Annotated in this window: 40 protein-coding genes; 3 read left to right on the top strand and 37 right to left on the bottom strand. The window is 51.2% G+C overall.

All coding sequences use genetic code 11. The features are described from left to right. Positions 1-13 precede the first annotated feature (13 nt). Positions 14-484, top strand: coding sequence for a hypothetical protein (locus tag EHV07_RS06040; RefSeq protein ID WP_147196060.1), 471 nt, complete (start codon positions 14-16; stop codon positions 482-484). Here the strand turns inward: EHV07_RS06040 and EHV07_RS06035 are convergent. From EHV07_RS06035 to EHV07_RS05935, 21 genes are read right to left on the bottom strand one after another with little or no spacing between them, the layout of a single operon-like run. Beyond that, complete coding sequence (locus EHV07_RS06035; RefSeq protein WP_147196058.1) at positions 474-1,169, bottom strand: Gp138 family membrane-puncturing spike protein; 696 nt, start codon at positions 1,167-1,169, stop codon at positions 474-476. The two genes, EHV07_RS06040 and EHV07_RS06035, sit on opposite strands and share 11 nt — an antisense overlap. Next, positions 1,169-2,026 (bottom strand): hypothetical protein, encoded by an 858-nt coding sequence (locus EHV07_RS06030; protein ID WP_147196056.1) that lies wholly within the window; start codon positions 2,024-2,026, stop codon positions 1,169-1,171. The genes EHV07_RS06035 and EHV07_RS06030 overlap by 1 nt, the downstream gene beginning before the upstream one ends. After that, a complete protein-coding gene (locus EHV07_RS06025; RefSeq protein ID WP_147196054.1) occupies positions 2,023-2,334 on the bottom strand; it encodes a hypothetical protein in 312 nt (103 codons plus the stop codon). Before EHV07_RS06025 ends, EHV07_RS06030 begins: the two co-directional genes overlap by 4 nt. Next, a complete protein-coding gene (locus tag EHV07_RS06020) occupies positions 2,334-3,137 on the bottom strand; it encodes a hypothetical protein (protein WP_147196052.1) in 804 nt (267 codons plus the stop codon). Before EHV07_RS06020 ends, EHV07_RS06025 begins: the two co-directional genes overlap by 1 nt. 2 nt (positions 3,138-3,139) lie before the next feature. After that, entirely contained in the window at positions 3,140-4,990 is a 1,851-nt protein-coding gene (locus EHV07_RS06015; RefSeq protein ID WP_147196050.1) for a hypothetical protein, read from the bottom strand. Continuing rightward, positions 4,990-5,187, bottom strand: coding sequence for a transglycosylase (locus tag EHV07_RS06010; RefSeq protein ID WP_147196048.1), 198 nt, complete (start codon positions 5,185-5,187; stop codon positions 4,990-4,992). Before EHV07_RS06010 ends, EHV07_RS06015 begins: the two co-directional genes overlap by 1 nt. A 14-nt stretch (positions 5,188-5,201) precedes the next feature. Then, on the bottom strand, positions 5,202-5,597 hold the full coding sequence (locus tag EHV07_RS06005; RefSeq protein WP_147196046.1) for a hypothetical protein: 396 nt from the start codon (positions 5,595-5,597) through the stop codon (positions 5,202-5,204). Between the two features lie 8 nt (positions 5,598-5,605). Continuing rightward, on the bottom strand, positions 5,606-6,052 hold the full coding sequence (locus EHV07_RS06000; protein ID WP_254446314.1) for a hypothetical protein: 447 nt from the start codon (positions 6,050-6,052) through the stop codon (positions 5,606-5,608). Positions 6,053-6,062: 10 nt separating this feature from the next. Continuing rightward, positions 6,063-7,541, bottom strand: a complete 1,479-nt coding sequence (locus tag EHV07_RS05995) for a DUF3383 domain-containing protein (protein ID WP_147196036.1) — start codon at positions 7,539-7,541, stop codon at positions 6,063-6,065. Beyond that, positions 7,542-8,081: a hypothetical protein gene (locus tag EHV07_RS05990; RefSeq protein WP_174822353.1), complete on the bottom strand. Its 540-nt coding sequence runs from the start codon at positions 8,079-8,081 to the stop codon at positions 7,542-7,544. Beyond that, positions 8,078-8,455, bottom strand: coding sequence for a hypothetical protein (locus EHV07_RS05985; protein WP_147196034.1), 378 nt, complete (start codon positions 8,453-8,455; stop codon positions 8,078-8,080). Before EHV07_RS05985 ends, EHV07_RS05990 begins: the two co-directional genes overlap by 4 nt. Next, complete coding sequence (locus EHV07_RS05980) at positions 8,452-9,027, bottom strand: hypothetical protein (protein WP_147196032.1); 576 nt, start codon at positions 9,025-9,027, stop codon at positions 8,452-8,454. Before EHV07_RS05980 ends, EHV07_RS05985 begins: the two co-directional genes overlap by 4 nt. A gap of 2 nt (positions 9,028-9,029) precedes the next feature. Continuing rightward, the gene (locus EHV07_RS05975) at positions 9,030-9,473 is read right to left on the bottom strand and encodes a DUF4054 domain-containing protein (protein WP_147196030.1); all 444 of its coding nucleotides are present in this window, start codon (positions 9,471-9,473) and stop codon (positions 9,030-9,032) included. Positions 9,474-9,475: 2 nt separating this feature from the next. Beyond that, positions 9,476-9,802, bottom strand: coding sequence for a hypothetical protein (locus EHV07_RS05970; protein WP_147196028.1), 327 nt, complete (start codon positions 9,800-9,802; stop codon positions 9,476-9,478). Positions 9,803-9,805: 3 nt separating this feature from the next. Next, complete coding sequence (locus tag EHV07_RS05965; protein WP_147196025.1) at positions 9,806-10,840, bottom strand: DUF2184 domain-containing protein; 1,035 nt, start codon at positions 10,838-10,840, stop codon at positions 9,806-9,808. Continuing rightward, entirely contained in the window at positions 10,840-11,325 is a 486-nt protein-coding gene (locus EHV07_RS05960; protein WP_147196023.1) for a hypothetical protein, read from the bottom strand. The genes EHV07_RS05965 and EHV07_RS05960 overlap by 1 nt, the downstream gene beginning before the upstream one ends. Positions 11,326-11,328: 3 nt before the next feature. Continuing rightward, complete coding sequence (locus EHV07_RS05955; RefSeq protein ID WP_147196020.1) at positions 11,329-12,642, bottom strand: DUF2213 domain-containing protein; 1,314 nt, start codon at positions 12,640-12,642, stop codon at positions 11,329-11,331. Between the two features lie 12 nt (positions 12,643-12,654). Beyond that, complete coding sequence (locus EHV07_RS05950) at positions 12,655-13,341, bottom strand: phage minor head protein (RefSeq protein WP_147200541.1); 687 nt, start codon at positions 13,339-13,341, stop codon at positions 12,655-12,657. A 52-nt stretch (positions 13,342-13,393) separates the two neighbouring features. After that, complete coding sequence (locus tag EHV07_RS05945; RefSeq protein WP_147196017.1) at positions 13,394-14,926, bottom strand: DUF1073 domain-containing protein; 1,533 nt, start codon at positions 14,924-14,926, stop codon at positions 13,394-13,396. Continuing rightward, a complete protein-coding gene (gene terL, locus EHV07_RS05940; RefSeq protein ID WP_147196014.1) occupies positions 14,927-16,585 on the bottom strand; it encodes a phage terminase large subunit in 1,659 nt (552 codons plus the stop codon). A 1-nt stretch (position 16,586) separates the two neighbouring features. Beyond that, entirely contained in the window at positions 16,587-17,159 is a 573-nt protein-coding gene (locus EHV07_RS05935) for a terminase small subunit (protein ID WP_147196011.1), read from the bottom strand. Between the two features lie 20 nt (positions 17,160-17,179). On the opposite strand from EHV07_RS05935, the gene EHV07_RS05930 reads away from it, so the two are divergent. Continuing rightward, the gene (locus tag EHV07_RS05930; protein ID WP_147196009.1) at positions 17,180-17,626 is read left to right on the top strand and encodes a hypothetical protein; all 447 of its coding nucleotides are present in this window, start codon (positions 17,180-17,182) and stop codon (positions 17,624-17,626) included. Between the two features lie 127 nt (positions 17,627-17,753). On the opposite strand, the gene EHV07_RS05925 is transcribed toward EHV07_RS05930, so the two are convergent. From EHV07_RS05925 to EHV07_RS05875, 9 genes are all read right to left on the bottom strand, one after another. Continuing rightward, positions 17,754-18,134 (bottom strand): hypothetical protein, encoded by a 381-nt coding sequence (locus EHV07_RS05925; RefSeq protein ID WP_147196007.1) that lies wholly within the window; start codon positions 18,132-18,134, stop codon positions 17,754-17,756. Continuing rightward, positions 18,124-18,375, bottom strand: coding sequence for a hypothetical protein (locus EHV07_RS05920; RefSeq protein WP_147196005.1), 252 nt, complete (start codon positions 18,373-18,375; stop codon positions 18,124-18,126). Before EHV07_RS05920 ends, EHV07_RS05925 begins: the two co-directional genes overlap by 11 nt. Before the next feature lie 7 nt (positions 18,376-18,382). Next, a complete protein-coding gene (locus EHV07_RS05915; RefSeq protein ID WP_147196003.1) occupies positions 18,383-19,270 on the bottom strand; it encodes a hypothetical protein in 888 nt (295 codons plus the stop codon). A 274-nt stretch (positions 19,271-19,544) separates the two neighbouring features. Beyond that, the gene (locus EHV07_RS05905; RefSeq protein ID WP_147196001.1) at positions 19,545-19,781 is read right to left on the bottom strand and encodes a hypothetical protein; all 237 of its coding nucleotides are present in this window, start codon (positions 19,779-19,781) and stop codon (positions 19,545-19,547) included. A gap of 3 nt (positions 19,782-19,784) precedes the next feature. After that, the gene (locus tag EHV07_RS05900) at positions 19,785-20,081 is read right to left on the bottom strand and encodes a peptidase (protein WP_168199598.1); all 297 of its coding nucleotides are present in this window, start codon (positions 20,079-20,081) and stop codon (positions 19,785-19,787) included. 288 nt (positions 20,082-20,369) lie between these two features. After that, a complete protein-coding gene (locus tag EHV07_RS05890; protein ID WP_147195994.1) occupies positions 20,370-20,807 on the bottom strand; it encodes a lysozyme in 438 nt (145 codons plus the stop codon). After that, a complete protein-coding gene (locus tag EHV07_RS05885; protein ID WP_371419667.1) occupies positions 20,794-21,153 on the bottom strand; it encodes a phage holin, lambda family in 360 nt (119 codons plus the stop codon). The genes EHV07_RS05890 and EHV07_RS05885 overlap by 14 nt, the downstream gene beginning before the upstream one ends. 219 nt (positions 21,154-21,372) lie before the next feature. Further along, a complete protein-coding gene (locus EHV07_RS05880; protein WP_147195992.1) occupies positions 21,373-21,780 on the bottom strand; it encodes a type II toxin-antitoxin system HicB family antitoxin in 408 nt (135 codons plus the stop codon). Positions 21,781-21,826: 46 nt separating this feature from the next. Beyond that, the gene (locus EHV07_RS05875; RefSeq protein ID WP_147195990.1) at positions 21,827-22,003 is read right to left on the bottom strand and encodes a type II toxin-antitoxin system HicA family toxin; all 177 of its coding nucleotides are present in this window, start codon (positions 22,001-22,003) and stop codon (positions 21,827-21,829) included. Between the two features lie 285 nt (positions 22,004-22,288). Between EHV07_RS05875 and EHV07_RS05870 the strand changes: the two genes are divergently transcribed. Continuing rightward, positions 22,289-22,495, top strand: coding sequence for a hypothetical protein (locus tag EHV07_RS05870; RefSeq protein WP_147195988.1), 207 nt, complete (start codon positions 22,289-22,291; stop codon positions 22,493-22,495). Positions 22,496-22,787: 292 nt separating this feature from the next. Here EHV07_RS05870 and EHV07_RS05860 read toward each other — a convergent pair whose 3' ends face one another. The 7 genes from EHV07_RS05860 to EHV07_RS05825 form a co-directional block, all read right to left on the bottom strand. After that, positions 22,788-23,402, bottom strand: a complete 615-nt coding sequence (locus tag EHV07_RS05860) for a hypothetical protein (RefSeq protein ID WP_147195984.1) — start codon at positions 23,400-23,402, stop codon at positions 22,788-22,790. Between the two features lie 169 nt (positions 23,403-23,571). Beyond that, positions 23,572-24,147, bottom strand: coding sequence for a recombination protein NinG (locus EHV07_RS05855; RefSeq protein ID WP_147195982.1), 576 nt, complete (start codon positions 24,145-24,147; stop codon positions 23,572-23,574). Between the two features lie 388 nt (positions 24,148-24,535). Further along, positions 24,536-24,706, bottom strand: coding sequence for a NinE family protein (locus EHV07_RS05845; RefSeq protein WP_147195978.1), 171 nt, complete (start codon positions 24,704-24,706; stop codon positions 24,536-24,538). Continuing rightward, positions 24,690-24,977 (bottom strand): hypothetical protein, encoded by a 288-nt coding sequence (locus EHV07_RS05840; protein ID WP_147195975.1) that lies wholly within the window; start codon positions 24,975-24,977, stop codon positions 24,690-24,692. Before EHV07_RS05840 ends, EHV07_RS05845 begins: the two co-directional genes overlap by 17 nt. Beyond that, positions 24,974-25,561 carry an MT-A70 family methyltransferase gene (locus EHV07_RS05835; protein ID WP_147195973.1) on the bottom strand — a complete coding sequence of 196 codons (588 nt, stop codon included), beginning with the start codon at positions 25,559-25,561 and terminating at the stop codon, positions 24,974-24,976. The genes EHV07_RS05840 and EHV07_RS05835 overlap by 4 nt, the downstream gene beginning before the upstream one ends. Before the next feature lie 8 nt (positions 25,562-25,569). Beyond that, positions 25,570-25,944 carry an ASCH domain-containing protein gene (locus tag EHV07_RS05830; RefSeq protein ID WP_147200539.1) on the bottom strand — a complete coding sequence of 125 codons (375 nt, stop codon included), beginning with the start codon at positions 25,942-25,944 and terminating at the stop codon, positions 25,570-25,572. After that, entirely contained in the window at positions 25,944-26,264 is a 321-nt protein-coding gene (locus tag EHV07_RS05825; protein ID WP_254446312.1) for a hypothetical protein, read from the bottom strand. The genes EHV07_RS05830 and EHV07_RS05825 overlap by 1 nt, the downstream gene beginning before the upstream one ends. Positions 26,265-26,282: the final 18 nt, after the last annotated feature.

The following is a 26,282-nucleotide window of genomic DNA, read 5'->3' as shown; positions in this document are numbered from 1 at the left end:
TTTAAGGTGTTATATGAAAAAGCTTGCATTTTTAGTCTTATATTCTGCTGTCATCTCTGGCTGCTCTTCCCCTCCGCATCAATCTGCGAATAGCAAACAATCTCAATATGAGATGGATCGCGCCAAGGCAGTTAAAATAGAAAATTCCATGCGCGAGCAGAAGATTAAAGCAGATCAGGAACTCGACCTTAAAGCATTTAATTCTGGATGCGCAAAGCATGCCATTGAGTCTTCAAAGCAGTATTTCAGCATGGCGAAAAAATACTATGGAACCAACTCAAGCACGGTCACGGAAACTCCTCAATCATGGGCAATGGCCGCTACCGAAGCTTGCGTTTCAGGATATGATGCAGGTGTAACTAATCAACCACAATCCATGCTAGATAGATATCTCTATAGCATTAGAGGGGTTATAGACAACCCATTCCAATACAAAGCAATAGCAGACTCCATGTATTGGGGGTATGGTCGCTCTATACGTTAGGATTCCCGGTATTTGCACTGCCGCTCTGAACTCCACTATGTGTATGGGTTGAGAGCTTGACGCCTTTACTAGTCACTTCCCCTGTGGCAGTAATGTTACCGGCAAAGGTAAAGTCTCCGGAGTTACTTCCCGCACCCTGACTCACCGGGCCATTGAGAATAATATTCGGCGAGTTAATGCTAAAAGATGAATCAGCATCAATTTGCACAGAAGGCGCGGCGATGCTTACCAGTAGCGGAGACACAATATCAATTCCGTCATTTGAAAACTTCACGTACTGGCTTGGTTCGGCATTAAGAACGCCTCCAAGGTAAATGGCATCAGCGTAATTATGCGTTCGGTTTGAACCTGGCAGCGAGTTTTCTTTGGTTGCCTTTACGCCACTAATGTCCCGATCGCAAATAGCTATCAAACCGATATCACCGACAATAGGGGGCATAATTACCGCGCTTGCCCCGCGCTGCAAACGCCAGACCGGCACGCCATAGATTATTGTTTTCGGGATGCGATCTCCTGCACCGGTGAAGCCATCAACCAACGGCTTTACAGCCAGTATTTCGCCATTCACTTCAGCAACCATCGCCAACGTGATGAAAGCATTGCTCATCAGCATTTTTTGCATCATAAATGCCTGGGCGTTTGTATCAGTTGCCACGTCCTGCGGGCGAGTGGTGAAAAGGTTCATTATTGCCTCACTTCGATAAGCTGACCGATAGAGGCCCACGCCTGAGTAACCCACGGGCCACCTTCCGACCAGGTAGATAAATGGTGCGTCGCTTGCTGGATGTTATAAACCCCGGAGGCGTTTGGTAGAGAGGTTTCCACTTTCACATTTCTCCCGCGAATAATCAGATCGCTGTACTGGCACTGGAATGTTATCCCGTAATTACTGAACACCGGGTAACCGATAAGGCCGGTCTGCGGGGATATAAATGGCACGTTGTCATCCACCTGCTTTCCCTGTGGCCAGATATAGATAACCTGTAACCGAAAATCCACGTTAATCCCCGCGGTATGGGCGCACTGATTGATCTGCTCTATCGGGTTTCCATCAAAATACGGGTTTTCAATCTGTGAAGTTACGCCGTTATTGATTACCTCGTAACCGATACTTTTTGCGATCGAGGTAATAATGTCAGAAACATTCGCTATCCCGTTTTTCGTAAACGGTGGTGTAGGGATAGACTGGTCAAAACCGGTAGCAAAGGCGCTTATAATTAGCGGCGCGTCCGGCATTTGATTCATGTCTGAAAAACAGTTGGTGATTGAACCGTAAAATATCGGCACCCCATCAGCCCACACCTTCATCAGGTTTTGCTTGGCGCCGTTTAACTGGATTCCTTTATAACTCAGCATAGCCATTTGGTTAATACTGAAGCCAAAAACCCTGGCCTCCAGCGATGTTCCTGATGTTCCACCATAAGCGCCTATTTCTACTTCCGCCTTCACATTATCGAGGCTCAGAATATCGTTTCCCTGTTCATCGAATGCGCCATCTTTAAGAGTGAACTGAAATTTCAGGCTGCGTTTTTTGTAGGTCATGTTGCTGTTTCCATTTCGTCGGCGCTGGCGTAAAACAACAGGAATCTGGTTCCCAACCCTGAATAATCCGGGTCATCTGATCCCTTCGTGTCAGCGAAAAACAGTTCACCCTGAAATTTTAGATAGGGATAGCGGATCAGCCTGCTACAGTTCTGGCAGAGCACGCCTTGTGCTATCCATTTATCAGCCAGGCCAATATCGATATAGAGACCGGTAGACCGCTGGTTAATCCTGAGCGTAACGCTCTGACCTTCGAGCGTCACAGATACCTCCTGAGCCTTCAATGGCTGAAGCGTTATCGTCTGCATTACGAGAGTCCTGAAACGAGCTGTGTGACGCTCTGAGAGAGTTTGTTAATGGATGACGTGGCAGCGCCATTAATCGCGCCGGTGGCACCGGATGTTGCATTGCTTACTGTCGTGCTGATTGAGCTGGCCACCTGCGTACTGGCACTGGAAACAGAGTTTTTCAGTCCCGAAAGAGCCCCCCTCACATCGGACAGCGTTGAACCGCTTGCCGTGGAATTAACCTTTTCCGTAACCACGCTGGATGCTTTACTGGTCCCGTTCGCGGCAGTGTTGTCCTGGGCAGTGGTGCTGGTCAGAGTAACCTCGGCCTCTACGAGCACGGCCTGAAATATCGCTTCCACCGTCAATAGCGTAACGTCACGTTCAGACGTACGGTAGTTGTAGCGGATCAGGTCATAGTCTTCGTAGGTCGTGTCTGGCGTTTCAATATCGTAGGTGTTTGCTTCATTCACCATCGCATCCAGATCGGCCAGCATATCTGCACGGCTGGTCAGGGACAGGTTAGTGAGGTTGGGCAGTGAACCGGAAAACCCTGACCACCCCTCAAGGGTAAAAAGCACACGGATGATCGGCGGGCGCTTCACTTTGTTATAAGAGCTGTAAGAACCTTGCTCTATAGGCGCTGAAACAACAGCGGCATCCGCGCCATACTCAATACCCAGAAATGACGTTGGCGACAACGCCTTGATGCCGCTCTTCAGGTAAATACCATAACCAGGCGAAAGCACGCTATTCACAACAGAAAGTAGGCTGCCGCTGTTTATGGCGCTCAGTATCGTGGTTTCGTTAAGATTAAAGGCCATGATCACCCCTGCCCTGACATCATCGGTGTTACCAGGCTATTGCGGCGAATGTTGCGATTCATGTCTTCACCCAGCGCGTTAGCATTGCTGGCTGATGTCTGCATGTGCATTTCGCCAATATGGATATCGGTTTTGTTTCCTGCGCCAGCGCTTCCACCACTCGGGCCATTTCTCATCGCTGCTGCACCTGATCCAAGCTGAATACCCCCCATGATGTCAGCATCCGTGAGATAACCTTTGCCGTTCTCGTGGTTGATTATGCCCTTCATCAGCTTGAAGACGGTATCAGTATCTTCGCCAGATATTTTATCGCTGGCGCCTTTACCGGTAGCGCCGACTAACTGCTGGATATAGGCGGCAACGTTATTGTTATCACCGGCAGGAGCATACTTATTGACAATGGACTCAATAGTGTTAACGCCTCGCTTCATGTAAAGTTGCAGCTGCCGATAAAGCGCAGCAACGCCTTCACCCATATTGCTAAACACTGCAAAGCGACCGTTTTCGCCGCCTTCCTTGGTAGCTCCGGCCTGGCCAGCGTAATTCAGGTTACCTGGGTTGTTGTTGCGGATGCCACGAGGCTGACTGAGCACTGCCGGAAATCCAGCTTTATTGATGGCATTCTGTGCGGCCTGTTGCTGCGGCGACAAGGCAATCGACGAACTATTGCCAGATAAACTATTCCACCACGAAGCGATCCTGTCGCTTATTGTTGCGCCTGAGCTTTCATTGGCTTTTTGCTGGTCGTGCATCTTTTTGACAAGATACTCGCCTGTGGACATGCCTGATTTTTTGGCTTCTTCCTGAGCTTTGCCGATCTTGTCCCATGAGCTTACTGCCGCTATAGCTACAAGAAGAGGAGCAAACCCCGATCTCACTTTTGCTATACCAGACAACATGCGAAGCGCCCAGCTACCAGCCACGAAAACAGCAAGCAACTCAAGAGCGTTATGCCACCCACCAACAGCGTCGACAACTTTATTAACTTCACCCGCTGATTCCGAGAAGAATTTATTAATCTCCGGCCCGTGCGTTGAAATCCAGACCCCAACCTTTTCAATGATTGGGATAAGCTTTTCAATGTAAGGAATTATCGCCTCGTAAAGCACCTGCGAGGCTGCGGAGAAATTTTGTTTCATCTCCACCAGGCGACGATTGAATGCCTGGGCTTTATCAGTTGCGTTCTCAGTGGCTTTGGAAGTTTTGGCAAATCGATCTGCATCCTGCACAAGGTTGCCATTGGTCAAACCCTGCTGTGTAGCATTGTCAAAACCAAACATTCCGCCAAAGCGACGTTGCGCATCTTTGCTTAACTTCGACCAGTTAGCGGCAATCTTCCGCATGATGGCTTCAGAGTTATCGTTTTGATAGTCGAAGTTCGCGCCAGTGGCACCCGCGAAGGAAGACAGGGCCGCATAGAGCGGATTATCCTGTCCTCCACCCGTGCGGATCTGTGTCAGGGCATTCTGGAAGTTACCCAGCGTGCCGGTAATTTTCTCAGCACTTGACCCGGCCGCCTCTGCTGCTCGCTGCCACCCATCCAGAGATTTTGCTGACATGTCCAGCGAACGGGACGATACCCCCAATTCCTGAAGGTTACTCGTCATGCTGGTAATGAAAGATTTAATGCCCTGGGCGGATAGCGTTACCCCCACCAGCGCCAGCAACTCAGTGCGGATAGAGCCAAAAAAAGAAGCAGCACGTTTACCAGCCGCCTCCATGTCCTTAGCTGTCTGCTCTGACTCCTTGCGAGTGTTCTGCAAGCCCTCTTTGGTTTCCTGCTGGCCCTTTTTGAACCCAGAAGAGTCGAGGCCGAGCGTAACGACCAGAGCATCGATAATTGTTCCGGCCATCAGCTTCCCTCTTGTGATTTATTCACAACCATGCGGTTGTAGTTATCTACTGTGATGATTTCGAGCAACCGCCACATATCCTCTACCCCATAAACCGAATCCAGCTCGAAAAGCGTGGCCAGCTTTGAAGAGATGACGGTAGCGATCGTTTTCGGCACGTTGACGTAGTCCGCCAGCCCGACGATATCGCTGCCCATTTGGGGCGGAATGTCTATTGGGCGACGGACTGTAAAAAAGCTACGTGAAGCTTGAATACCTCAGCGCGAATTTTCAGGCGTGTAGCGACCTCTTCGATGTCATCTTCGATTAAGGCTCGCTTTACGCCCTGGCTCGGCACGGCCTGCACACATTCCATCAGTTCAGCCAGTAAAGGCCTGGCCTCATCCAGTGGGATTTTTGCAACCATACTAAGGCCGGTCGTCGCCATTGCCGCCATACCCATATCAGCGAAGTTCTCCGGCAACTCAACGCCGTTGCGGGCCATCGCCATACCGGCGCGGATAGCCCACCACTCAGCCTGTGATGCTGACATTTCGCGGATAAAGAAGGTTTTCCCCGCATCACGGTCTTTACTGTCTACCGTGTAATTAATCTCTTTGCGTGCCATATCTGACCTTATGCGTTGTAGGCTTCAGAGGTGACCGTTTCCCAGTTGATCTGGTAGGTCATTTGCTGCAATACGCGGTTAGCGTCCGGGATTGCTTTGGCACGCTGCAAAACACCATTTGTCATGGTGAACTTGCGGCCGATGGCCGGGAGGATGATCGTGGCGTTGCAGCGAAAAACAGCTTTAGACGTTTGCGTAGTCAGCTGCCATGTTTCAAAAATCTGGCGGCTTGGGCTGTCCGGCATAATCGTGATGGTCTGAAGATATTCGCCGAAGACGAAGCCAGCAGACAACTTGCCATCCGCACCACGGACAGAAACCGCCATCTCGGTATCGCCCAGAGCAAACATCGCATCAGCAGCGTAGCCTTCCAGCGTTTGTGCGCTCGGGTACAGGTTTGTCACAGTGAGAGCAAAAATAGCGTCAGCACTGGTAATAGTGTTATTTCCGGCCATTTACGGCTCCTTACTGGACTTCAATTGAGGCGAGAGTGATTTTCTGAACGCATCCGCCATCGCAGTACCAGAAGGTCATACTTGGGCTGGTGCGGGCCGCTCGTTGTTCTGCTGTGGCGTCGGCGATATAGAGGTAATACCCTTTTGCCAGCAGTGAAGCGGAAATATCCGTTCCGACAGCGTTGGTAATTTCTGACTGCTGAGCGCTGGACAGCGTCACGCCGGTACGAATGCCACCAAACAACACGCCCTGAGCAATCGTGTCAGCGAATGAAGCTTCAATGATCGCTTTGCCGCGGGCGTTGTAAGGGATAGAGCGATTGGACTGGAACAGCTCGATAGCATCCTGTGCCAGGTTAGCGTTAAGCCAGATCTGGAAGCAGAACGAGTCCAGCCAGGTGAAATCACCGGTAATAGTGCCGTCAGCCCAGTATGCGGTCGAATAGTTGTTCGCTGTGTAGGCGCCGTAGAAGTTGTATCCGTTGGCGATCAGCGCGTCGTAGTCAGATGAAGTGGTGACATCTGCGGACAGGCCGGATACAGATCGGAACTTAAACGGCACGCGACCTTCCTGTCGCTCAAAGTCCAGCGCAGCGGCGTAACCGAGAGCGCTGGCGGCTTTAACTGCGTCGCCATAAACCAGCACCACATTTGCATAGTCGTTTGTTGTAATAACCTGATATGCCAGCGCGTCGGTGCTGCCCGGTACCAGTGCGACCCCCTCAAGGGTGTGTGCGGCGTAACCGAACCGGTAATTCTCAGCCGATACCCACGCGGACAAAGCCAGATGCTGTGCGGTTGTCGCTTCGAAAGAGGTAGTAAACATCGCCCAGTCCTGTGACTGAGCAAGAACACCGGTCATATAGTCAGTTGCTACAGCAGATGCGGCACCCTGCGACAAAACGGCACCGGTGGACGATGTCAGCTTAAGCCCGGCAGACAGCGTTCCGGTTGCATAGGTGATGGAGCTTGTGGCGCCTGTTTTAGTAGACTTGATGATGAAAGCTTTTTGCGTGGTGTCGAATGTCACATCGACCGTGTTACCGATACCAGTCTTAATTGCTTCCGCAGCGGCTGCAAAGCTGTTGACTCCGCTGAAGTCAATATTCGTTGACGTCCGGGACGTCCCGTCTACCGACAGGGTTAAAACTCCGCTCATCAGCTTAAGCTGATCGATAGTGACTTTAGCCATTGACCCGGAGCGCAGGAATGCAGCGACAGGATCGGAGTTGAAGCGCGAGAAAAGCAGAGCGCCTGGCGTTTTACTGGAGTTGTCATAACCGGTGAAGTAAATCACAGCCATATTGTATTCAGTGGACTGGTTACCAAAGTAGCTGGCCACGTCTTCTTTACTGGTGAACGTCAGTAATGCCCCGACCGGAGCATAAGCGCTGTCGGTAAGGATAAGGCCGTTCAAATCAACCGCCGATCCGCCAGCAGGCAGCACGCCAGGGTTAATCTGTACGTCTTTACGTAATGGGATTGCCATTTATGCACTCTCCGGTGGGTATTTTAAATCTGCGGCAACAGTGCCAACAGTGATGCTGCCCATGAAATCCAGAGGTGTGGAAATCACGGCGTTGAATTGTGCGATGAAATCGAGCGTCCAGCGGCTTTCATACTGCTGCTCTGCGTTGATCATCGTTGTTTGGTGTGGCTCTCCCGCATAAAGCGGGGTTACCGGATAGCTGTTCTGGCGAAACCAGTTAGCGGAATATTCAGAGCGGATCATGGTGCCTACGATGGCCGCCATTTCCTGTGCTGATTTACCGTAGAAATCCAGCTGGCATCGCCACTGATTGCTACGCTGCGTTAGCTCACTTCCCTGGCCGGCACCCGGGTCGTTATATGCGACACGGTTTGTAGACAGGCCGGTGATAAACATTGGCGTCATGGTGACGAAATCACCGTTCGGCATTGGCGTGTTGTTTTCCTGCGAAAGAAAAACTTCTGCGTCTATCAGGGACAATAAAAAACCGCGCAAGGCGGTTGTCAGATCATCCTGGGTAATGCTTATTGTCGCGCTCATGTCGGCACCTGTAATCTGACAGCTATCCGACACCAGTCTGTCCACTGCTCCAGAACCTGAACGGTAAGCCATTCCTCGCCAGTGCTTTCAATAACAACCCGATCTCCGCCTTTCTGCTTGAGCCTGTTAACCCCTTCAAAACTGCCGTTGAGGTGAATGGACTTCATATATCCCTGCAAATTGAGGTTATCGAGATGCTTTAGGTCATCAGAGCTGATCGGCTGAACCTGCCCCATCACATCAACCGGGTCAGCGTATGAAGGAACACGCTTACCAGCGGCTGTTGTTGTTGTTCCTGTGCTGATATAAATCGCACACTTCACATCAGGGTTAACTGTGTTAATGGCGCGGCGCACAATGCCGTGTAGGTTCATTCTTCCACCTCATAATCAACACTTGATTGCATGTGTCCCGAGTCGATCAGAGGGTTATTGAATCCCTTCTTTCTGACGGTAGATGTAGCGTTTGGCGGCTCAGCCATGGTGGTAATGGATTCCCTCAACTGTCCGGCAATCCGCTCACCCATGAGAGAAAGTGTTTTCTTGGCGTCATAGTCGCTGGACTTCATGATTTCCGCCATATCCGAACCCCAGGAAGGACTCTTCTCAGCCAACATTTGACGGAAAAAAGGTCGTGATGGGATGGTAATAGTATGGGCTGGAACCTGCACTGTTTGAGCAAGGTTGGCCCTGGAAGCTTTAACAAATCGGTAATCATCGATGTTGCCAGTGCGCTCATTGAATCGGCGGTAGATAGTCTGCGTTCTGGCTGGAATATCGATTGAACCACCAAACTCCTGCACTGCTGCCACCATGGGAACCGAAGTTCCATCTGGATAGGTTGCCCCTTCAAGAAACCCAACCTTGAGGCCAGCACCGGAACTGAGGTTGCTCTCAATCTCCTCAAGGTATTTTTGCAGCTTCTCTCCGCCTGTTAGATCCGACATAACTACCTCCGGCAATAACCTCTGCGGTTGTAGTGATAGGGATACATTGACGGCGAACCGCCGGGCAGGTAACGCATAGTCCGGTAAGGGGCTGTTATCTGCCAGTACTGAGCGCCATAAGGCGTCTGCATGTACCACCATGAGGATGCGGATGACGGTCCGGCATCAACGGAAACAGAGACAGACCCCTCGGAAGCGCTCGTTACCCGCCCCACTAACCCTGACGCCGCCTGCCCACCAACGCCGCTATTTAACGCAGCCAGATGAGCAACCAGCATGTTCAGTAAAACTGCCCGCTGATTCACATCAGTGACCGGGCTTGCATCGGTGTTATTCAGGTAAATCGTTGCCTCTGAAAAATATGCATTCAGCAACGAGTCATTTACCGTATCGAATTCCGGGTAACGCGTGCGGAACACGGCAATATCAAAAGCAACAATAGCCATTTTTACTTACCGTCTGATTTGGTTACGCCCGGCGCCGGGTTGTCCTGCGGCAGGCCTTCGAGACCGGATTTAACGTCAGCATTTTCTTTTGCTTTCGACTCAGCGCTGTTGGTTTTAGCCTGAGCAAAAACCAGTTCATTTTTTACGTAAGCCTGATCGCCATGAGCCTTGAGCCACTTATCGAAAGCAGCCTTATCGACGTTCTCGGTCAGGCCGTAGCCTCCAACGATATTTGAGGAGTTAGCACCGTTCAGCGTGACGGTGTAGCCATCGATATCAATCACCAGGCCATTTGGCAATTTGCAGCCAACGGTTACGACTTCAGACATGATTTAAACTCCCAGCATTGTCGCGATAGCGAGCGGTTGACGAATGATTGCACCCCAGGTGCCGCCAGATTTTTTCTGCTTCCAGGATGATTCTTCAGTCACCACAGCATGTGCGCGCATCTTCTCAGTGAAGGCGGCGTAAGCGGTGTCCTGCTCACCCAGGCGATCTGCAATCAGCTGAACCATCTCACCGGCCGGAGTTGAGTATTCAACTGCAGTCTTGATAGTCAGGTTCGGGAAGTTTTTCTTCAGCAGATCGGAGACGTTGACGTTGTACATATTCGTCTTAGTCAGAGCCACTTCAGCAGTTGGCGACATTGCCAGCGTCATTGGAGAGTCGCGCTCAATCAGGCCTTTGGTTTGTGCAACCAATTGACCGTAGAGTTTCGCGATATCGTCATAGACAGCCTGACCGTCTTTTGTTGACCATATAACGCCGCTGCCGGTGCCGGTTGCATTTGGCGTGATCGATGCCGGCAGAGACGGGTCATTCAGCAGGCCATAGTTTTGCAGACCGGAAATGCCGTAGAAGTAGGATTTGTTCTGGAACTTGTTCAGAACCAGAGCAGAAGCCACGTTCAGTTCGGCCGCATAACCGATACGCGCTGCGCCGTACATATCCAGCTCACGCTCACCCCAGCGGGTATGGGTCTGGTAGTGGTAAGACTGACGGGCTACCCAGTTGACGTTAGCCGCGGTCATGCCGTTGTGGTTGTAGTCACCATAGGAGCTGGTTTCACCTGCTGATTCCACGATCGGGAATTGCGCGGTAAGCGTGGTCCAGTCACCTTTTTTCACTTCACCGATGATTTCAGCTGCTTTCATCGGAGTGACCAGAACGCGGATCAGCTCAGGGTCAACGTAGTTGGTGAAGTAAGCCGGGATACCTGAGCTGCCGGTGGTAACCATGGTTGGCTGAGCATCCATCGCCAGGGCGAAGTTATCCGCGAATTCCGGCTTCAGGTAGTCTTTCGCACCCGGCAGCACGATGCCGTATTTACCGCTCGCTGCGGCGTAGTGCTTCTGAAATTCGTTCATTAGTTGCTCCAGGTGCTGATTTTGACAAGCTCGCCCGCATCACATGCGCTACCGGCGGCAAAGTTTGTTTCGACGTATCCATCGATGGTTGCACCAGTTGCCCCGGTCTGAACCTGTCCGGTGGTCAGTGATGCGAAGATTTTCTGACCGCGAGTTGCCGCGGTAGAAGTGCGCGCCCAGAAGTCGCCACGTGTCATCAGTGTTACTTCACGACCGGACTGAATGACGTTAGAGTCGCTGCCCAACCAGGTAGTAATTGCCGCCTGGCCGTCACGGTGCACGAAGCCAGAAGGTGCGCCGGTTCCAGTATTGGATGCGACGCCATTAACTGCCCAGGCAAAGCGCCCAACAGTCAGTCCGTTCGTACCAGACACCAGGGCCGCCTCGCCAGCGAGAAAGGTCATGTGATCGTTAGTGCTAGCGAAACCACCTTCAACGCCCGGGGCTGGATACTGGTTAATTACGCTCTGAAAAGTGTTAGCCATTTCTTAGCCTCGTTTTAACTTGCCAGCGGTCGGGAATGCTTTCTCGAAATCGCTGATAGAAGCGGAATCCTGAGCAATGACAGGACGTTTGTTTTCTTTCTGGCTAATCGCCATTTTTACCAGCGAAGGAAAAGCTGATGGATGCACGCCAGCGATATCTACTTCAGCCTGCTCAAGAGCAGTGCGGTAAACGTCCTCAGCGGAGTCCATAGCCACCACATCGCCAATCAGCGGCCGCACAGCCTGCTCTGCTTCACGCACTTTGCGGAAGTTCTCAGCAGCTGCTTTGGTTGCACTGTCCTGCGCCAGGCGAATAGCGGAGTCCATAGCAGTTTTGGACACCTTGTCTTTTTCGTCTTTCTTATCGTCGTCTTTGTCTTCATCTTCGGCGACGGCAGGTGACAGGGCAGCAGCGATTTTGGCAATCACCTCTTCGGGCACGCCAGCTTCACGCAGCAGGGAGATGATCGACTCGTTGTCGTCATCGCCAGCCACTTTCGGTTCTTCTTCCGGCTCGATGCCTTCAGCGGACGCTTCGATGATTTCAACCAGCTCTTCAGGCTCCAGCTCCATGTCGGCGGCCAGCTTGGTTTTGTATTTTGCGATAATGGCCTGAGCGATCGTCTTTGGTGATTTGTTCGCATTCAGGATGGCGGTGAGGTCTTTGGGTGCAGCATCCTGAGCCAGGCGCGGCTTCAGAAACGCTCCCAGCGCGGCACGTGCGGCAACGCCTTTGCGGTCTAACTTCATGTATTTAAGCTCCAGTGGGAGTGAATCAGCGACCAGTACGTCGCTACCTGCGCGGCCGGTTTCGACCAGTGCAACGTGGTTCCCGACGATGTCACGCATGACGCCATCAAATGCTTCGCCGTCTGGTGTTTCGCCGGGAGTCATGTCAGCGACGTACTGATACGACGATGACAGTTCTTTCTGCTCTTCAGTCTCGATACCCGCGATGGCTGAGTTATCCCAGACGGACAGGCCGTTGCAGAGATAGGTGCCATCGAAATCACAGCCAGAGTGAGTCGTACCTACGCGATATTCGCGAGGTGGGTCACCGGGGAAGTCAGGGGTATGGATGCAGAGAACAGGAATGTTGTTGAATGTTGGTGCGGCTTTCTTCAGTTCGTCAGGGTGGCGATACAACCGGTAAATCTTGTCCGGCTCTAAACCCAGTGCCTCGGCATCGGGAATCTCTCGCCCATAGTAGGGGCAGACATTCGCCTTGCTGATGTTGCTCTTCGTGACCTGAAGCCTGCCGTTACCATCGAATGAGCGCACGGATGCGCGGTCAAACGCTAACCGTTCGATAGTCATGTGTGCTTCCGTTTAATTGAGTCCAGGAATTACCGGGGACCAAGTGCAGCGGCAGTTAATCTCTTCACCCGGAAGAGTCCACTTGCCATCAAGATAAAGGCCTTCCGACAGATCGAACTTCTCGCCATCGGCCTTAACGTGTGACTTGCGAGGCTCTTTACCTGCGTGAGAGTGTCGCCAGATGCCCTCAGTTATGCCGAGCGACTGCTGCCTGGCTGTCTGCATAACCGCAGTAGCTTTGTTATTCTGATCGCGTGCGATAAGTGCTGCACGGCGGCGGGTAATTCCGTATCGCTTTTGCAGCTCATCAGCCACCGTCGAAAGGTCACGCCCACGGCTTACAGATTGCATAACCAGCGTCTGCACCTGCGTGAGGTATTGCTCAGGGATGCTGCGTATCAGTCCAACATTTTCAGCAATGGTGGCCTGCAATGCGTTGTTCATCGCTGGCGTCATCTTGAATGGAACAGTGAAGCCCGCTGTCTCCAATGCGTTATAGAGAGACACATCAGAGTTCTTCTGCGCCTGACCTGCGAACCGGTCAGCGAGTTTGGCGGCCACATCGTCGAAGCGCTTCTGCCACCGCTTAGCCAGCTTATTCATCGCATCACGCATAAACACCGCGGGCGATGCGTCCATTGCCATAGCGCCGGATGCCCGGTAGTTCGCTTTCAGCCAGTAGACTACCGAGTCGTTCATTTCGGTGATGAGTGAATCCAGCTTGCGGCGGTACCAGGCCTCAACCCCTGCGTTAGGTTTTGTCGGGCGGATCGTCTTGCTCGCCACCCTCCTCGTTTTCGTCGAGGTCGTCTTCTTCGATTTCGAGGTCATCGCTTAGATCCAGTGAGTGATATGGGCTGTCAGGGTCATCAGCAATCTTCTCGCGCACCTCATTGGCAGACAGCGCCTGCACTTGGGTGACATACACCGCGTCGGTCTGCGCATCCACCAGGCGGATATCTGCTCTTTCCTTCGCGCTCATTTCGTAAAGCGGCTCGAACTCGAAATAGATATCAGGGTCGATGTCGCCGAATTCCGACAACTGAATAACATCCAGCACGCGCTTCAGAGGCTCTTTGAACATTGCCTGCTGTAGCGAGTGGATATAGTCGTAAAAAACGCGGATTTCGCCGTCTGATGAAGCATTAAGGCCGTTCGGTGTGATACCCAGCAACTTAACCAGCGGGATGCCGGACACGGACGCCATATGCTCTTGCGACTGAGCCTGTAATGTGTCGAGGCCAGACAGTGGAGCATTGACGAACTCAACCGTCTCCGGATTAGTTGCGTCATTGTCTTTTGCGAACGCCCCACGGTTATCGCGGCATCGGTTGAAAAGCTCAAGGCGGTACAGCACCGGATCAACAGAACCGCCGGTCAGAGCGTTGCCCATATTCGTACCGATGACCGGGATACTGAATGAGTGGATCATGTCGCTGACACTGTCACGCGTGCGCAGCCAGTTGTTCACGTAAGGCTCTGCCATCTGCACCAGTGAAAGCCCACGGAAGTTGTAACTGGCCTTCAGCAGGTCAGGCACCTGACGCGACACGAAGTCGATCATGCGGCTGGCGTGAACCGTTTTTCCCATGACGAACCACTGCGTCGGCTTGTAGAAATCCGGGCTTAGAGGGTTCTGTGCGTTGTAGACGCCTGGATAAGTCCAGACGGGTTCGATAACTTGAAACCCTTGCAGGCTACCTTTTGTTATCTTCTTGTCACTGATGAATAGCTTGCTCTGAAGCTCGTTATCGTCCGTCCATGCTGAAACTTTTTTCGGTGACAGAACGTCGATATAAATCTGCCCGCCGCCGAAATAACCATCATGTTCAGCAGCCTCTCGGAATTTCTCCCGTACATTGAAGCGTTCCAGCGCATCGGTAATGGCCTTGACGCGGTCTGACTTGTCGTCATCGCCAACCGTGCGGAGCTTTATCCACTTGCGCGTCATCTCTTCAGCGATTGTGCCAACCATCTTCCGGTATTCAGGCTTCTGCGCCATCATTGCCAGATAAGGATACCCAGGAAAGCTGTCAAAGCTGCCGTATCCCATACCCATCGCGTAGGCGTCGTTAATTTCACCGTACGGCGTTGAGTCCATCGCCAGAATGGCGGATTTAATTGCTTCGGGAATAACGCCCCTGGGTGGTTCGTATCGCTGGAATTCACGCTTTGGCTTTGGCTGAATAGACGCTACGGCCTCCGGGCTAATCTTCATCTGAACCTTTTCAGGCTCTTTCACCGGCTCAGGCGCGGCGTCAATCTTCTTTTTAAACGGCCACACTTAAATTCTCCTGAGTTGGTTTGGATCGATAGTCATCGGTGCGCGACCAGATATTAAGTTGTCGTCAATGGCATCCATCCAGGTATCCAGAATGTCGTCGTTATCGTGACTGTCATCAGCAGAGAACGCTGCGCACTCGGTCATTGCGGTGAGCACCCATGAGGTGTTTCCAGCGATCGAGTTATCTTCGTAATAGGTGTGCATCACTGCGGCGCCGCTGCTGTCATGCGTCGCGGGCACAAACACTTTGCCGGTCTTAATCTGCGGAATGACGTTAAGGCATCGAACCAGCTTGTTCTGTCCGATGCCGCGAGGTATTTCTTTAACGGGGATGCTCTGCCGTTTCTTGAGCGTGGTAATCAACCCTTGCCCGGCCTGTTTCTCTTCGATTGCCATGTGCCGCATTGGCATCATGCGGAGTGATCCGCTTGCACTCCACTTCGACCAGACCTCTTCTGCCTTTTTCAGCAGGTCTTCCGGGTCCCAGCGTCCGCGCACCACATCAATGATGTAGAGGTTGCCATCAACGCCCATGCCAGCAAGTGTGAATACCGTATAGTCGAGCCAGTCCTCTACCTTGCCGCTGTTTGTATCGACGTATACGCAGCGATACTGAAGCTTTGGCAGGCGGGTGTAAGTCTGGAACCAGTCGGTTTCGAGAATGCCGCCGGTAAGTGCCATCGGATTTTGCTGGTATTGGGAAAGGAATGTGTAGCGGTCGCGCTCCCAGAGGGCTACGAGGTCGTTCACATCTTCCATCTGCGGCCAGTATGACCAGTAGCGCTCACCAGAAACGATAACGCTTTCGGTATCCTTCACCGTTTCCCAGCATAGTGATCGCCAGGGTTCAGCCAGCGACTGAATGTACTTCTCGTTTATCAGCGCCGGAATGGCAACGTGATGAAAGTTGACGCCCATCCCGCCACTGAGCATGAATCCTGTAGCGTCATCGGTATGCAAGCGCTGCTGAATGCTCACAAACGGCGTTGGGTGCTCTTTCGACTTATCACCGCGACGTGAGCGGATAGTGTTGACCAGCAGAGTGTTGGCGCTGTTGCGCTTCGTCTCACTGAGCATATCGACGGGCTTGTTGTAGTCGTCCAGCATGACCATGCCGGAAAACATCTCGCCATAGTAGCCACCACGGCCACCGGTAATCTGCCCGTTACTGGAGCGTGATACTGTCTGCCCTGTAGAGCGGCCTTTGCTGTCGAGTATTTCCCACTCTTCAGCCTGATTGACGCCGAACGAGCACGGCCACAGCTCCTGATACTCTTTGCTGCTGATAATGTCGCGGGTGCGTCGTGAGTTGCGCTTAACCAGCGTGTCAGCAAACGAAATATTCAAATTTCGGAAGCGATTTAATCTCTTCTCCTGCACCAGGGCGTTAACGTAGGCGGGCAGGTGAATGGAGAAGAATTCTGTTTTCGTTCCGCCTGGCGGGATGTTGATAATCAGGTTGCGAGGCTGTAATCGACCGGCGATCAGGTCATCAATCTTTGAAGCCATCAGGCGGTGATGCCAGTTAACCAGTAACCTGTCACCCTGCACCATCTCAAACCAGATCCGGGTGAAGTTGAGAAACGTCTTAGTCGATTTGGATTTAATGGCAACGCGCTCAGGGAAGGTTAAATCCTCCCATTCAATGACTTTGCTCATATCAGTCCAATCCGTCTAATTTAGCCTCCAGCTGCTGTTGTGCTGCTGCATAGTCGCCAGGCGTGTAATTGACTACCTGCACCGTTCCCGATTGCTCAGTCTTCACATTCTCTTTGAACGCCTGGACGGTCACATGCTTACCAAGCAGCTCAAGGTTCTTGACCTTATCCGGCCACTTAATCTTCTTCAGGATGCCAGCCAGTTCACGCGCTCCATCCTCACCTGTATTTTCAAACATCTCCGCAACATCGAATCCGGAGATGTATCTACGCCATGTCGCGGGCCATTCAGTTACAGGCTTTAGAGAGAGGTCATCCTTCACGATGTCGAGCACGTCCATCTGGTCAATCTCAACCAACCGGCGAAGCACATAAGCGGCGTCAATGTTTAATTGCTCATTGCGTTCAGCTTTTAGTTGCGCAATTCGCTCTTGCACATTAGGTTTTATGAGGTTTTCGCATGCGATAGTCGGTGCGGTCTTTTCGCTGTACCCCGCCCGAATGGCCGCTTGCGTGGCGTTCAAATCGATGAGGTACTCGCGACAGAACATTTCTTGTTTGTCGGTGAGTGCCATTTACTTTTCCAAGGGATGCTATGTCTGAAATGATTAAAAGGTCTACCAAAAACGCAGGTAATGCCGGAGAGTATTACGTTGCTTATATGCTATCCCGACTGGGTATCAGTGCCGCTTTAACTACAAGCGGTTCAAGCGCTGTCGATATCATTGCTACCATTGATGGTTCAAAAAGCATCAGCATTCAGGTTAAAGGATCGTGGGCCAGAAGTGCCCCACGCCAATGGATGGTAGGCAAGCATATTCCAGCCGTATCACCTGATTTCTTTTATGTGTTCTGTAACATGTCTGAAGACATTAACAACAATAATGTTCCTGAGATTTTTATCGCCCCAAGCTTAACCGTTGCAAACAATTCCACTTGGCACCATAGTGCGCCGCTTTTCAAAATAGCTAAAGGTGAGGATGAGCAGTACCTGGACCGCTGGGACCTTATTCAATCGGCTCTGGTACATCACCCAGTTTGATTACATAATCAGGCGCAAGTATCCCCGAGCTCCACCTTCATAAGCGTCGTATTCACCCCAATAAAAAAACCGCCCGGAGGCGGCATTTTTTGTAGTTTATGAAACGGTTGTAGCCAGAGTAAAGCTATTAGGTCGGCTTGCTATAAAGCCCTGCGGCGAAATCCCTGCCTAAACTAGCAAATTTCAAGCTGGTCTCATCATAGTCACGCTGTGCTTTGTCTCTTGCTGCTTCAGACATTGTTTTATTTTTAATACATTTTTTAAGCATTTTTAAATCACGCTTAAACTTACCTTTGATACTAGCCATCTCTGGAGGCTCTACGAATCGGTTGTAACACCAAACTGATAGCCAACTAATGAAGGGGCATATGTAGGGAATAACTTGAGTGTAACCGTGCCTGTATTGCTCAGGTAAAAACTCACTACAGCTTGTCAAAAATGCCAGAAGTGTTGTTGTTACCCCTGTACCAATACCTACTCCAGCTTCTGGAAGAGACTTACCAGCCACGTTCAGCCTCCCTTATCTTTCTGAGCTGTTCAACAAGGGGTTCGGCACTTTTAACGTCGATTTGAACAGATGAAATCAATCTATCGTTATGATACCGATTTAACGTAACGTAACGCTCAGGAAAAAAAGTGTTACCAATCCAGCGTACAGCTGCATATCCAAACACGGCACAAAATGCCGTTAAGGGTATCCAGCTGAGTCCCTGAATGAATTGGATCATATGAGGAAGATTGGTAAACATGGTTTCCTTAAACTAAGCGACGTTCTTCATCAGCAAAATGATGAAGCACTTGCTCAATAGCATAAGTGGTTTTTACAGTATTGTCGGGCTTTTCTACAGTTTTAATTCTAAGCATAACTCTGTATAGATCACCCTTTACAAAAGCTGCCTGATTATTAAGCACGCGCTCCATAAATGCAGTGTCTTCCATCTTAACCGCGCGATCTTCGTCCAAGTATTTGATACGCCACCCTGTAGAAGATGTAAAATTCACTTGGGTTAATGCGACTGTAGTATCAAGACGCTCAGTGTGGTCGAACGTAAGAGATTTTTTAGGCAATGGTGCAAACTCAACATCATCAACTCCGTCTAATCGTAAGACCTCTTCACCCTCAATCTCGACGCGAAAAACAGGGGCGTCTTTGTTGATCAATGGTTGAGTAATGATTTCATTGTATGCCTCTCTAATCACTGGATCAGTAGCAAGCAATGCTTCATCTTTACGACAAGCTATATCTTCCTGCCTACCACGATACTCTACTGTTATGACCGCATCATCGCTATTGTCCCAAGTCTGAACATTGATGACTTTGCGATTGCGAAGTTGCTGAGTTACAGCTAAAGCACCACCACCAAGAAGACCAAGCGCCGGTAGAACCTCACGAAAATTGTTATATGCATATAATGCAAACTCTACAGCAAATGACCCTTCTTGGGCTGGCACAGTGACTTTGACATCAAGGTCTGCTTCGTTTGGGTTTAACAGTCGCCCCGCCTGCTTAACCATCAAGCCTACTTGCTGGATTGCCTGACCGAGAAAAATAGCATCCATTTTATGCTCAGAGAGCTCATTGTCGTCAGCATCATAAAAAATACTGAAACGCTCGACTTCATGCAGTCCTGCATCCCCACTCATGCAAACCCCAAAAATATTAATGTAAGATTGGGGGTGGAGATTATATCTATGTTGGCTTTTAGGCAATATCCTATTGCAAATTAAGACTATGCAGAGGCCGATTAATAATGCTTAATATTAATTAAACTCGCTAATCCTCTGCGTCAATTTTTCTAACAGCAGCTCGATCAATATTGCACTGCGCAATAATGCCATGCAGCTCAGCATTCAGCGCCACGCTGTCACCGAACGTCATATCTGATGACGGCGCTGATAATACAATCTGGCTGGTCACTTAGCAATCATCATCCGGCTGAGCCACTGCACGGCAGGCGAACATGCAAGCTTTCTGCATCTCCGTTTTAGCCATGGCAATCCAGCGCGGATTTGCGCCAGTTTCTTTGGACGTCTCCAGCAGGTTCAGAAAGTGGCGGCTTACATCTTTCAGCCGGTTCATTACCTCAATGTCACCTGCCGTTAATGTGCGGTAGCCCTTAACGGTGCTGCCGTCCTGCGGTTTTGCTTCGCTCATTGGTTATTTACCTTGTCGGGTTGATTCAATCTGCCGGATAGCGGCCCGGTCGATGTTGGCTTGCTCAATGACGCCGTACAGTTCAGCAGACAGCTCTACCGCCTGGCCGAATGTCATATTGTCCGGCACCAGCGGCACGTCAATCGGGCTGGTTAGCTCAGCGGGAAGCGGAAGGTTTGGCTGGCTGATTGTCCGGTACTCCACCAGCGGTTTTTGCTGCGTCGCGCAACCGGTCAGCAGCGCCAGCGGGAACAGGAGCAACAGCGCATTTGTCCGCCGCAAGGTAACGTTTAATTTCACTCTGGAGCTTCCTGTTTTGCTGTGCTGTTTCTGCCCGTTGCTCAACTACCTGAGACATGACGGCATTCTGGTTTTTCACTGCTGTGACCAGGTCATTCACTGAAGATGCCAGCCCATCATTTTTAGAGCGCAGATCGTTTATCTGCGTGTCTTTACTGTTTGCCAGTTGCTCAAGGCGCTGATTGGTTGCCTCAAGCTGTGAGCTACGAGCGTTCAGCATCCAGAGCGCCAGGCAGATGAGACCAATAACGATGGCTGGGCCAAAGTTTTTGATTAGTGTTAAAGGGTTCATGAGTTAAACAGCTCCCTTTCTCGCTTGCGGCGCGGCAGAAGCAGATCCGCGATTGTGCCGGCGCGCTTCCACTGCAAAAGCTGGTCAGCGGCGCCCGAGTAGTCCTTCGCGTTAAGCTTTTTCAGCAGCGTGGAATTAACGAAGGCTGTCCGGCCAACGTTGAAAACGAAGCTGCACAGCGCGTCGTACTGGTTCTGCGTCAGCGGCACTTTCACGTTGCCGTTAATCGCTGATTCCACCCAGGCCAGATCGCTTAACAGCAGGCTGGTTGACTGAGCGGGAGTGATGGTCATCCCTTTTGCGATCGGCTTGCCCTCTACTGTGCCGGTGTGACCAACGCCGATAGTCCAGACGCCAACCGAATCCAGATAGGCCAGCAGCCTCTCTCCCTCTTCGCGCTTGATAAAGGCAATGCCTGAATTACTGAGTTTCATCCGCGCCTCCAAATTTCCGATCGGTAAGCTTCTTGAACCGGAACGAGATGTAATCGACACCGATGAAGCCGATAAGAATTGCCGCCACCCAGGCGAAGTCGTCCCCGACATTCCAGCCGAAGATAGAGATGATCACCTGTAGAGTTGGCTTGACGAAAAAGGCGAACATACTGCACATAGCGGCATCCATTAAGCGGCGCGGCCATGTGTCTTTACCGAAATACGACGCCCTGAGCAGAGCCATAGCTCCGGCCAGTGCCGCGTATCCTGATTCACTCTTATGGGCATAAAGCCAGGCTATCAGGCTTGCCCAGTAGCCCGGATCTTTATCTGGCATACGTTTCATTTCCACCCCCGGATACGGGGACTCGCTTTAGGATTTGATGAGATTGTGAGCTGCGCGAGTCCGGTTAAACTTCTCAATGTCACCTGAGAAATCTTCCCGCTGTGCGTCAGTCAACGATCAAAATCCATGTAAAAAATCGCCCCTGTCACATGGGGAAATACTGAGTGGGCGAAAAAAGAAAAGGCCCACCGAAGTGAGCCTTTGAAATATTATTGCTGATTAGACAGCGGCCAGTTCCAGCCGCTTGCCCAGCGCCGATAGCGCCTTCTGGATAGTGTCGATTTTGGTCGAGTGATGCAGATCAAACACCCGTGTAATCTCTTGCGGGCGCGTATCTATCATGCGGGCCAGCTCGGCGTTGGTTACGCCAGCCTGAACCACGGCATTGAGCAAAAGCACCTTGGCAGCTACGCTTGCCGGCACTTCTACAAAAGCCTCACCCTCTGACGATGGCGGCGGCACTTCACGACGATCTTCAAAATAGAAATCAAATGCAGTTACCAGAGCGTCTTGCGCCATTGCTAACGCCTCTTCTCTGGTATCGCCGCCCGTCACCGCTTCCGGGATGTCAGGAAACAGCACTGCGCATCCCGTATCGTCACAATCTAATGTTACTGGGTATCTCATAATGAACCAGTGAACCTCTGCGAGTACCAGCCCCGAAGGGCTGGTTTTATTTAAGACCGAGTTGCTTGAGAATCGCTTTTCTCAGCGGCTCCGGTATTTCCTTCCCCGGATGCCTCGGCATTATCGTCTGCTTGTCGTTCAGGTAGATTTTAAGGTGGTTTGTGCCGTTCTTAAATTCTGCCCCTTGCGCTGCAAGCCAACGTTGAAACTCGCTTTGCTTCACTACTCCTCCTGTCTGTTTAAGTTGAGATAACTATAAACATTTTTGTTTATACAGTCAACAGGAGAATAAACATTTTTGTTTATACTAGCCACCACAACGGTCAAGAGCAATCAGCGCCTCTGTGGTGCGCCAGGACACCCGCCGACAACTCTTGCCGTTGCGCAGAAAAAAAGGCCGCTCTATGGCGACCTTCATTTTTGTGAAACTGATCACTTACATGTAATCATTTTTTGATTACATTAGTTCCATCGACAGGCAATACCGCCTACAAACGAGGGAATGACAATGACTACCATTAACGCCACCTACACCAGCAAAGACGAAAATTTTCCGGATGGAGCAACTGTTTACTGGTTTGACGTAGATTCTGAATCTTATGGGGTTGTTATTGATAAGGACGGTAATTCACAGGTCGTTGATTGTGACGGCACACCTACCAGCGATTTCACTGTGGATCAGTTTGAAATCACTAATGAGAAGATTTCAGAGTAATGCCGCTCACCGAATACATTGCCGCCAGATTTGGCGGCAACCAATCAGAGTTTGCACGACATGTTGGCGTCAATCGTCAACAAGTAACCCGCTGGATAAATGAGGGGTTTATTGTCGTTGACGGCATACTCTACAGCCCCCGCAGGAATATCACCTGAGAAACAAAAAAGCCCCAACCGGTTAAGGTCAGGGCTTTCTTTAATTCTGTTGCTCAACTACTTGTGTCACGAGCATATCAGAAAAGTACCAGGCTCACGTCTCGTTTTCAAGTTATTTTTGCAATATTTAGCATTTAAGCAGCAATTTTGTGAATTTTCCCATTCATTTCCTGCATTATCGAGTGATATACGGACGCCTCAAGGAGTTCACGGCACCACCTAATGCGCTTCCTGCTGGATTCAACATGGATACCTGTCAGGCGAGATAGCTCATACGCAATATCTTGCGAGCATTTGCGCTCGCAGTAATGCTTAATAGCCACATGCCGGATCGGATTATCTGGTGCGAATATCCGGGCGATAATGGATTCCACAAGGTCGGCATCTTCCTGTTCGTTGGCGCGGTCGAGAAGATTGCTGACTGAGTTTTGCGGGTTAATGATCTGCTGGGCCTTCAGGAAAAGTTCGTTCCCCTTGTAGCCCTGCTTGTGCAGGTTATCGACCACTTCCATAATGCGGGCTGATTCCCGGTCGTTCCACTCTTTGCGAACCATCAAACGACCGATGACGCTGGTCTTTCCGCTGTCTGGCCCGACGCTGCCGCCGTACTTTTCGCCCCAAACATCTAGCAGGCAACGTACCCAGGCGGATTGCAGTGGAGTAATCAGCTTTACCGGCTTCAGATATCGCTTCTTCAGATCGGATTTGCGCATTACCTGGGCGAGTTGTGCGAGTGCGTCGCTATTCATGCTGACCTCCTATTGAGCCTTTTTAACACCTGATATTTGCTAATAAATCGATGACCTTTATTTATGGCCCTGAGCGATCGCATCCGCTTTTTATGCCTCAGATAGCTGCGCGGCAACCATACGAACAGGAAAAATGCCCAGGCAAACACTGTGAAAGCCACATCCCATTTCATGCTGCCTCTCTTTGTTTAATCAGCGCCCGCAATTTAGCCCTATACAACGCACGTAGCGCGTCCAGTTCTTCGCGGGTGTATCTGTGAGGGTTGTTATCAGATTCGAGCGCTACGACGCGCTGAAGGCCGATTTTATCGATAAGGTTGATACGGTATGGCCCGATGTTGCCGGAGTGATGCGTATTGCACGCTGAACACTGGCTGTGGACGTTATCCTCGTTGAACCTAAGCTGCGTTGCCGCCGCCGTCGTTCGGTAATGCCCGGCGTGATAAGCGATCGCCGTTGTGCTGCCGCAGCTGATACAGATTTCCCCGTCCCGCGCCCGAATGTAGTCGTTGAATGCCCGCTGGGTCATGTTCATCCAGTGGCTTAACGGTTTCGTATCGGCCTTGCGCTTATTCCATTCCGCGCGCTGCAACTTCTCCAGGCGTTTTTGCTTGCGCTCGGATTGCTGGCTGGCGAGTTGGATGGCGCATTTAACTGAGCAGGTAGTGTGAAGGCTGTTGCGGGGTGTGAATCTTGTAGGGCAGCATTTGCATTTACGGGGTTTCGGCATTGTGCCTTTAGCCATTTGGAATACCCGCCAGTTGATTGCACTCGGTTATGAAAGCATCCATCTTGCGCTCTTCCCTATCGGCCCAAACTAGCGCGGCAGTTAAACGAAGGAGTTTCCCACGCTTTGTTTTCATTGGCAGTGAGATGATGTCCTCGTATTCACGGCATCGCGCTGAATAGTTAAGATGAATTCTCGCCCATTGGCTTCCGCTACTCACTATTGTCTCCAGTCATATCAAAGTTGGGATCAAGCAGCGTTGCACTGCACTCATCACATACGTGAGCCTCGTCTGGTGAGAGCGGTATGCCGCATTCAGCGCAGCATCCGCACTTACACGGATCATCAGGCGGCGAGAAGCTTTTGCATTTATCGCACCAGATGCCGGGCATGTAGTTGTGCATTGTCATCGGGCTTTCCTCCGGTTCCATTTGGCCTGCAACAGCCCCCAGACATAATCGAACGTCTGTACCTGACTGGCGGGTGGGATGGTTTTTCGTTTGCTGCGGCTGCGGGGTGTAGGCTGGAATATCAGATTATCGAGGGCTTTCTGGGTAACGCTAACTTGTCGCCGCATTGTCCTTCTCCTTTTTGTGTCCGTTGCACAGGCGCCCTTGGATAAATAGTTGGCCGTTTACTACAACGTGACGCGATAAATCCTGATCGCTCTTGTACTTAGTGACCGTGCATCTGTTTGCACCCAGGATTTCAGAAACTTTAGAAATGTTGCCGCTGAATTCAGCAAGCATCGCCGGGATTGTTGTTACATGTACGCACCGTTGCGGCATTACGGCGTTGAACCATGCCATCCGGTCAGTAGTGCCAAATCTGCTTTGTGAATTGCTCATGCTGCTTTCTCCGCTGTATTTTTCACTGCCACGCCGGGCAGCAGGTCGAATGCCCGATCGCACTGATTGCCCCACATATCCCACCCCGGCACGCTGTCACGGCTGAATAACTCGCAGCGCGGCACGTCGCCCAGCAGCCTTACCAGCAGATCGCGAAAAGCTGGCGGCTTGGCGCTGTGCTCCATCCGTGGCGCTGTAACGTGCTGGCAAATTGAGGCATCAAGGCGTTCCGGCAGCTTGCCGCGAACCGCAAACAGGCAGTCTTCGCTATTAGCCCGCGTCATGTGGCCCATGCCTATCGCACTGTTGCCTTTGTGCTTGTTCGTTTTGTGCCAAGTGAAGCCTTTCATCGTCATCAGCCGGAAGCCCCAGGCATCCATAACCTTCAGCGCTTCGGCTGGCTGCGTTGGCACCCACCACATTGCCAGCAGGCAGTTTTCAGCAGCCAAATCCCATACCGGCAACCGGCAGATATCGGGAATGGTCATTGTCTGGTATTTGTGCCCGGCTCCGCGCTCACCGTCGTTGGCTTTATCGCGGTACGTCCACGGCGGATCGGCATAAATCAGGGTGTATTTCTTCATGCTGCATCTCACGTAATTGGGTTGATACCCGTTTCGAAGAAACTCAGCTTGCCTTTCATTGGTACGAACGGCAGCGGCTTGGCATCGGCCAGGTTGAATCCCTTTGGGCCGAAGAACCACGGAGATAAACTGGTATCCACACAGCCGATAATACTGGCGACACCGACGATCCCACCTTTCATAAGATCATCAGGGTGCGGAAGCTGCACGCCGGATAAACTGGCAATCTCGCTTGCCATCAGATAATCCTCTTTGTACATCGTTTGGCCTGCATGGATGAGTACCGGACCGCGATACTTTGTATTCCAGCTGCGGTTCTCAATGTCTTTGTATCCGTTGACGATTAACCACGCCCACGGCTGTCTTATTGATAATGCTTTCATCATGCCACCTGCCTTTGCCTGAGTTGCATAAACTCAGAATCGTTGGGGATAACAATGGGAACACCTTTGTCCAGGCACCATTGCTCGTGAAGCTCCATTAAGTGGAGCATACGGCCTTTGTCCATTTTGCTTGTCTTCTCCCGATCTCCGTGCTCGTCACGGCCCAGCCAGTGGCCAACGTAGTAATCGTGTACCTCTTCGTTGCTGATTGGCCTGCTGAGAACTACCTTTCCGCTACGGCTGCGAATATCCACGACAACGCCACGCGCACGAAGCCAGTCGCCTGTGGTTTCTACCCACATTCGCCATGTGCGATTCATTGGAATTGTTCGGAGGTC

It is taken from the genome of Pantoea sp. CCBC3-3-1, assembly GCF_007981265.1.
Classification (GTDB): Bacteria; Pseudomonadota; Gammaproteobacteria; order Enterobacterales; family Enterobacteriaceae; genus Erwinia.
This window is presented reverse-complemented; position numbering and strand designations above follow the sequence as displayed.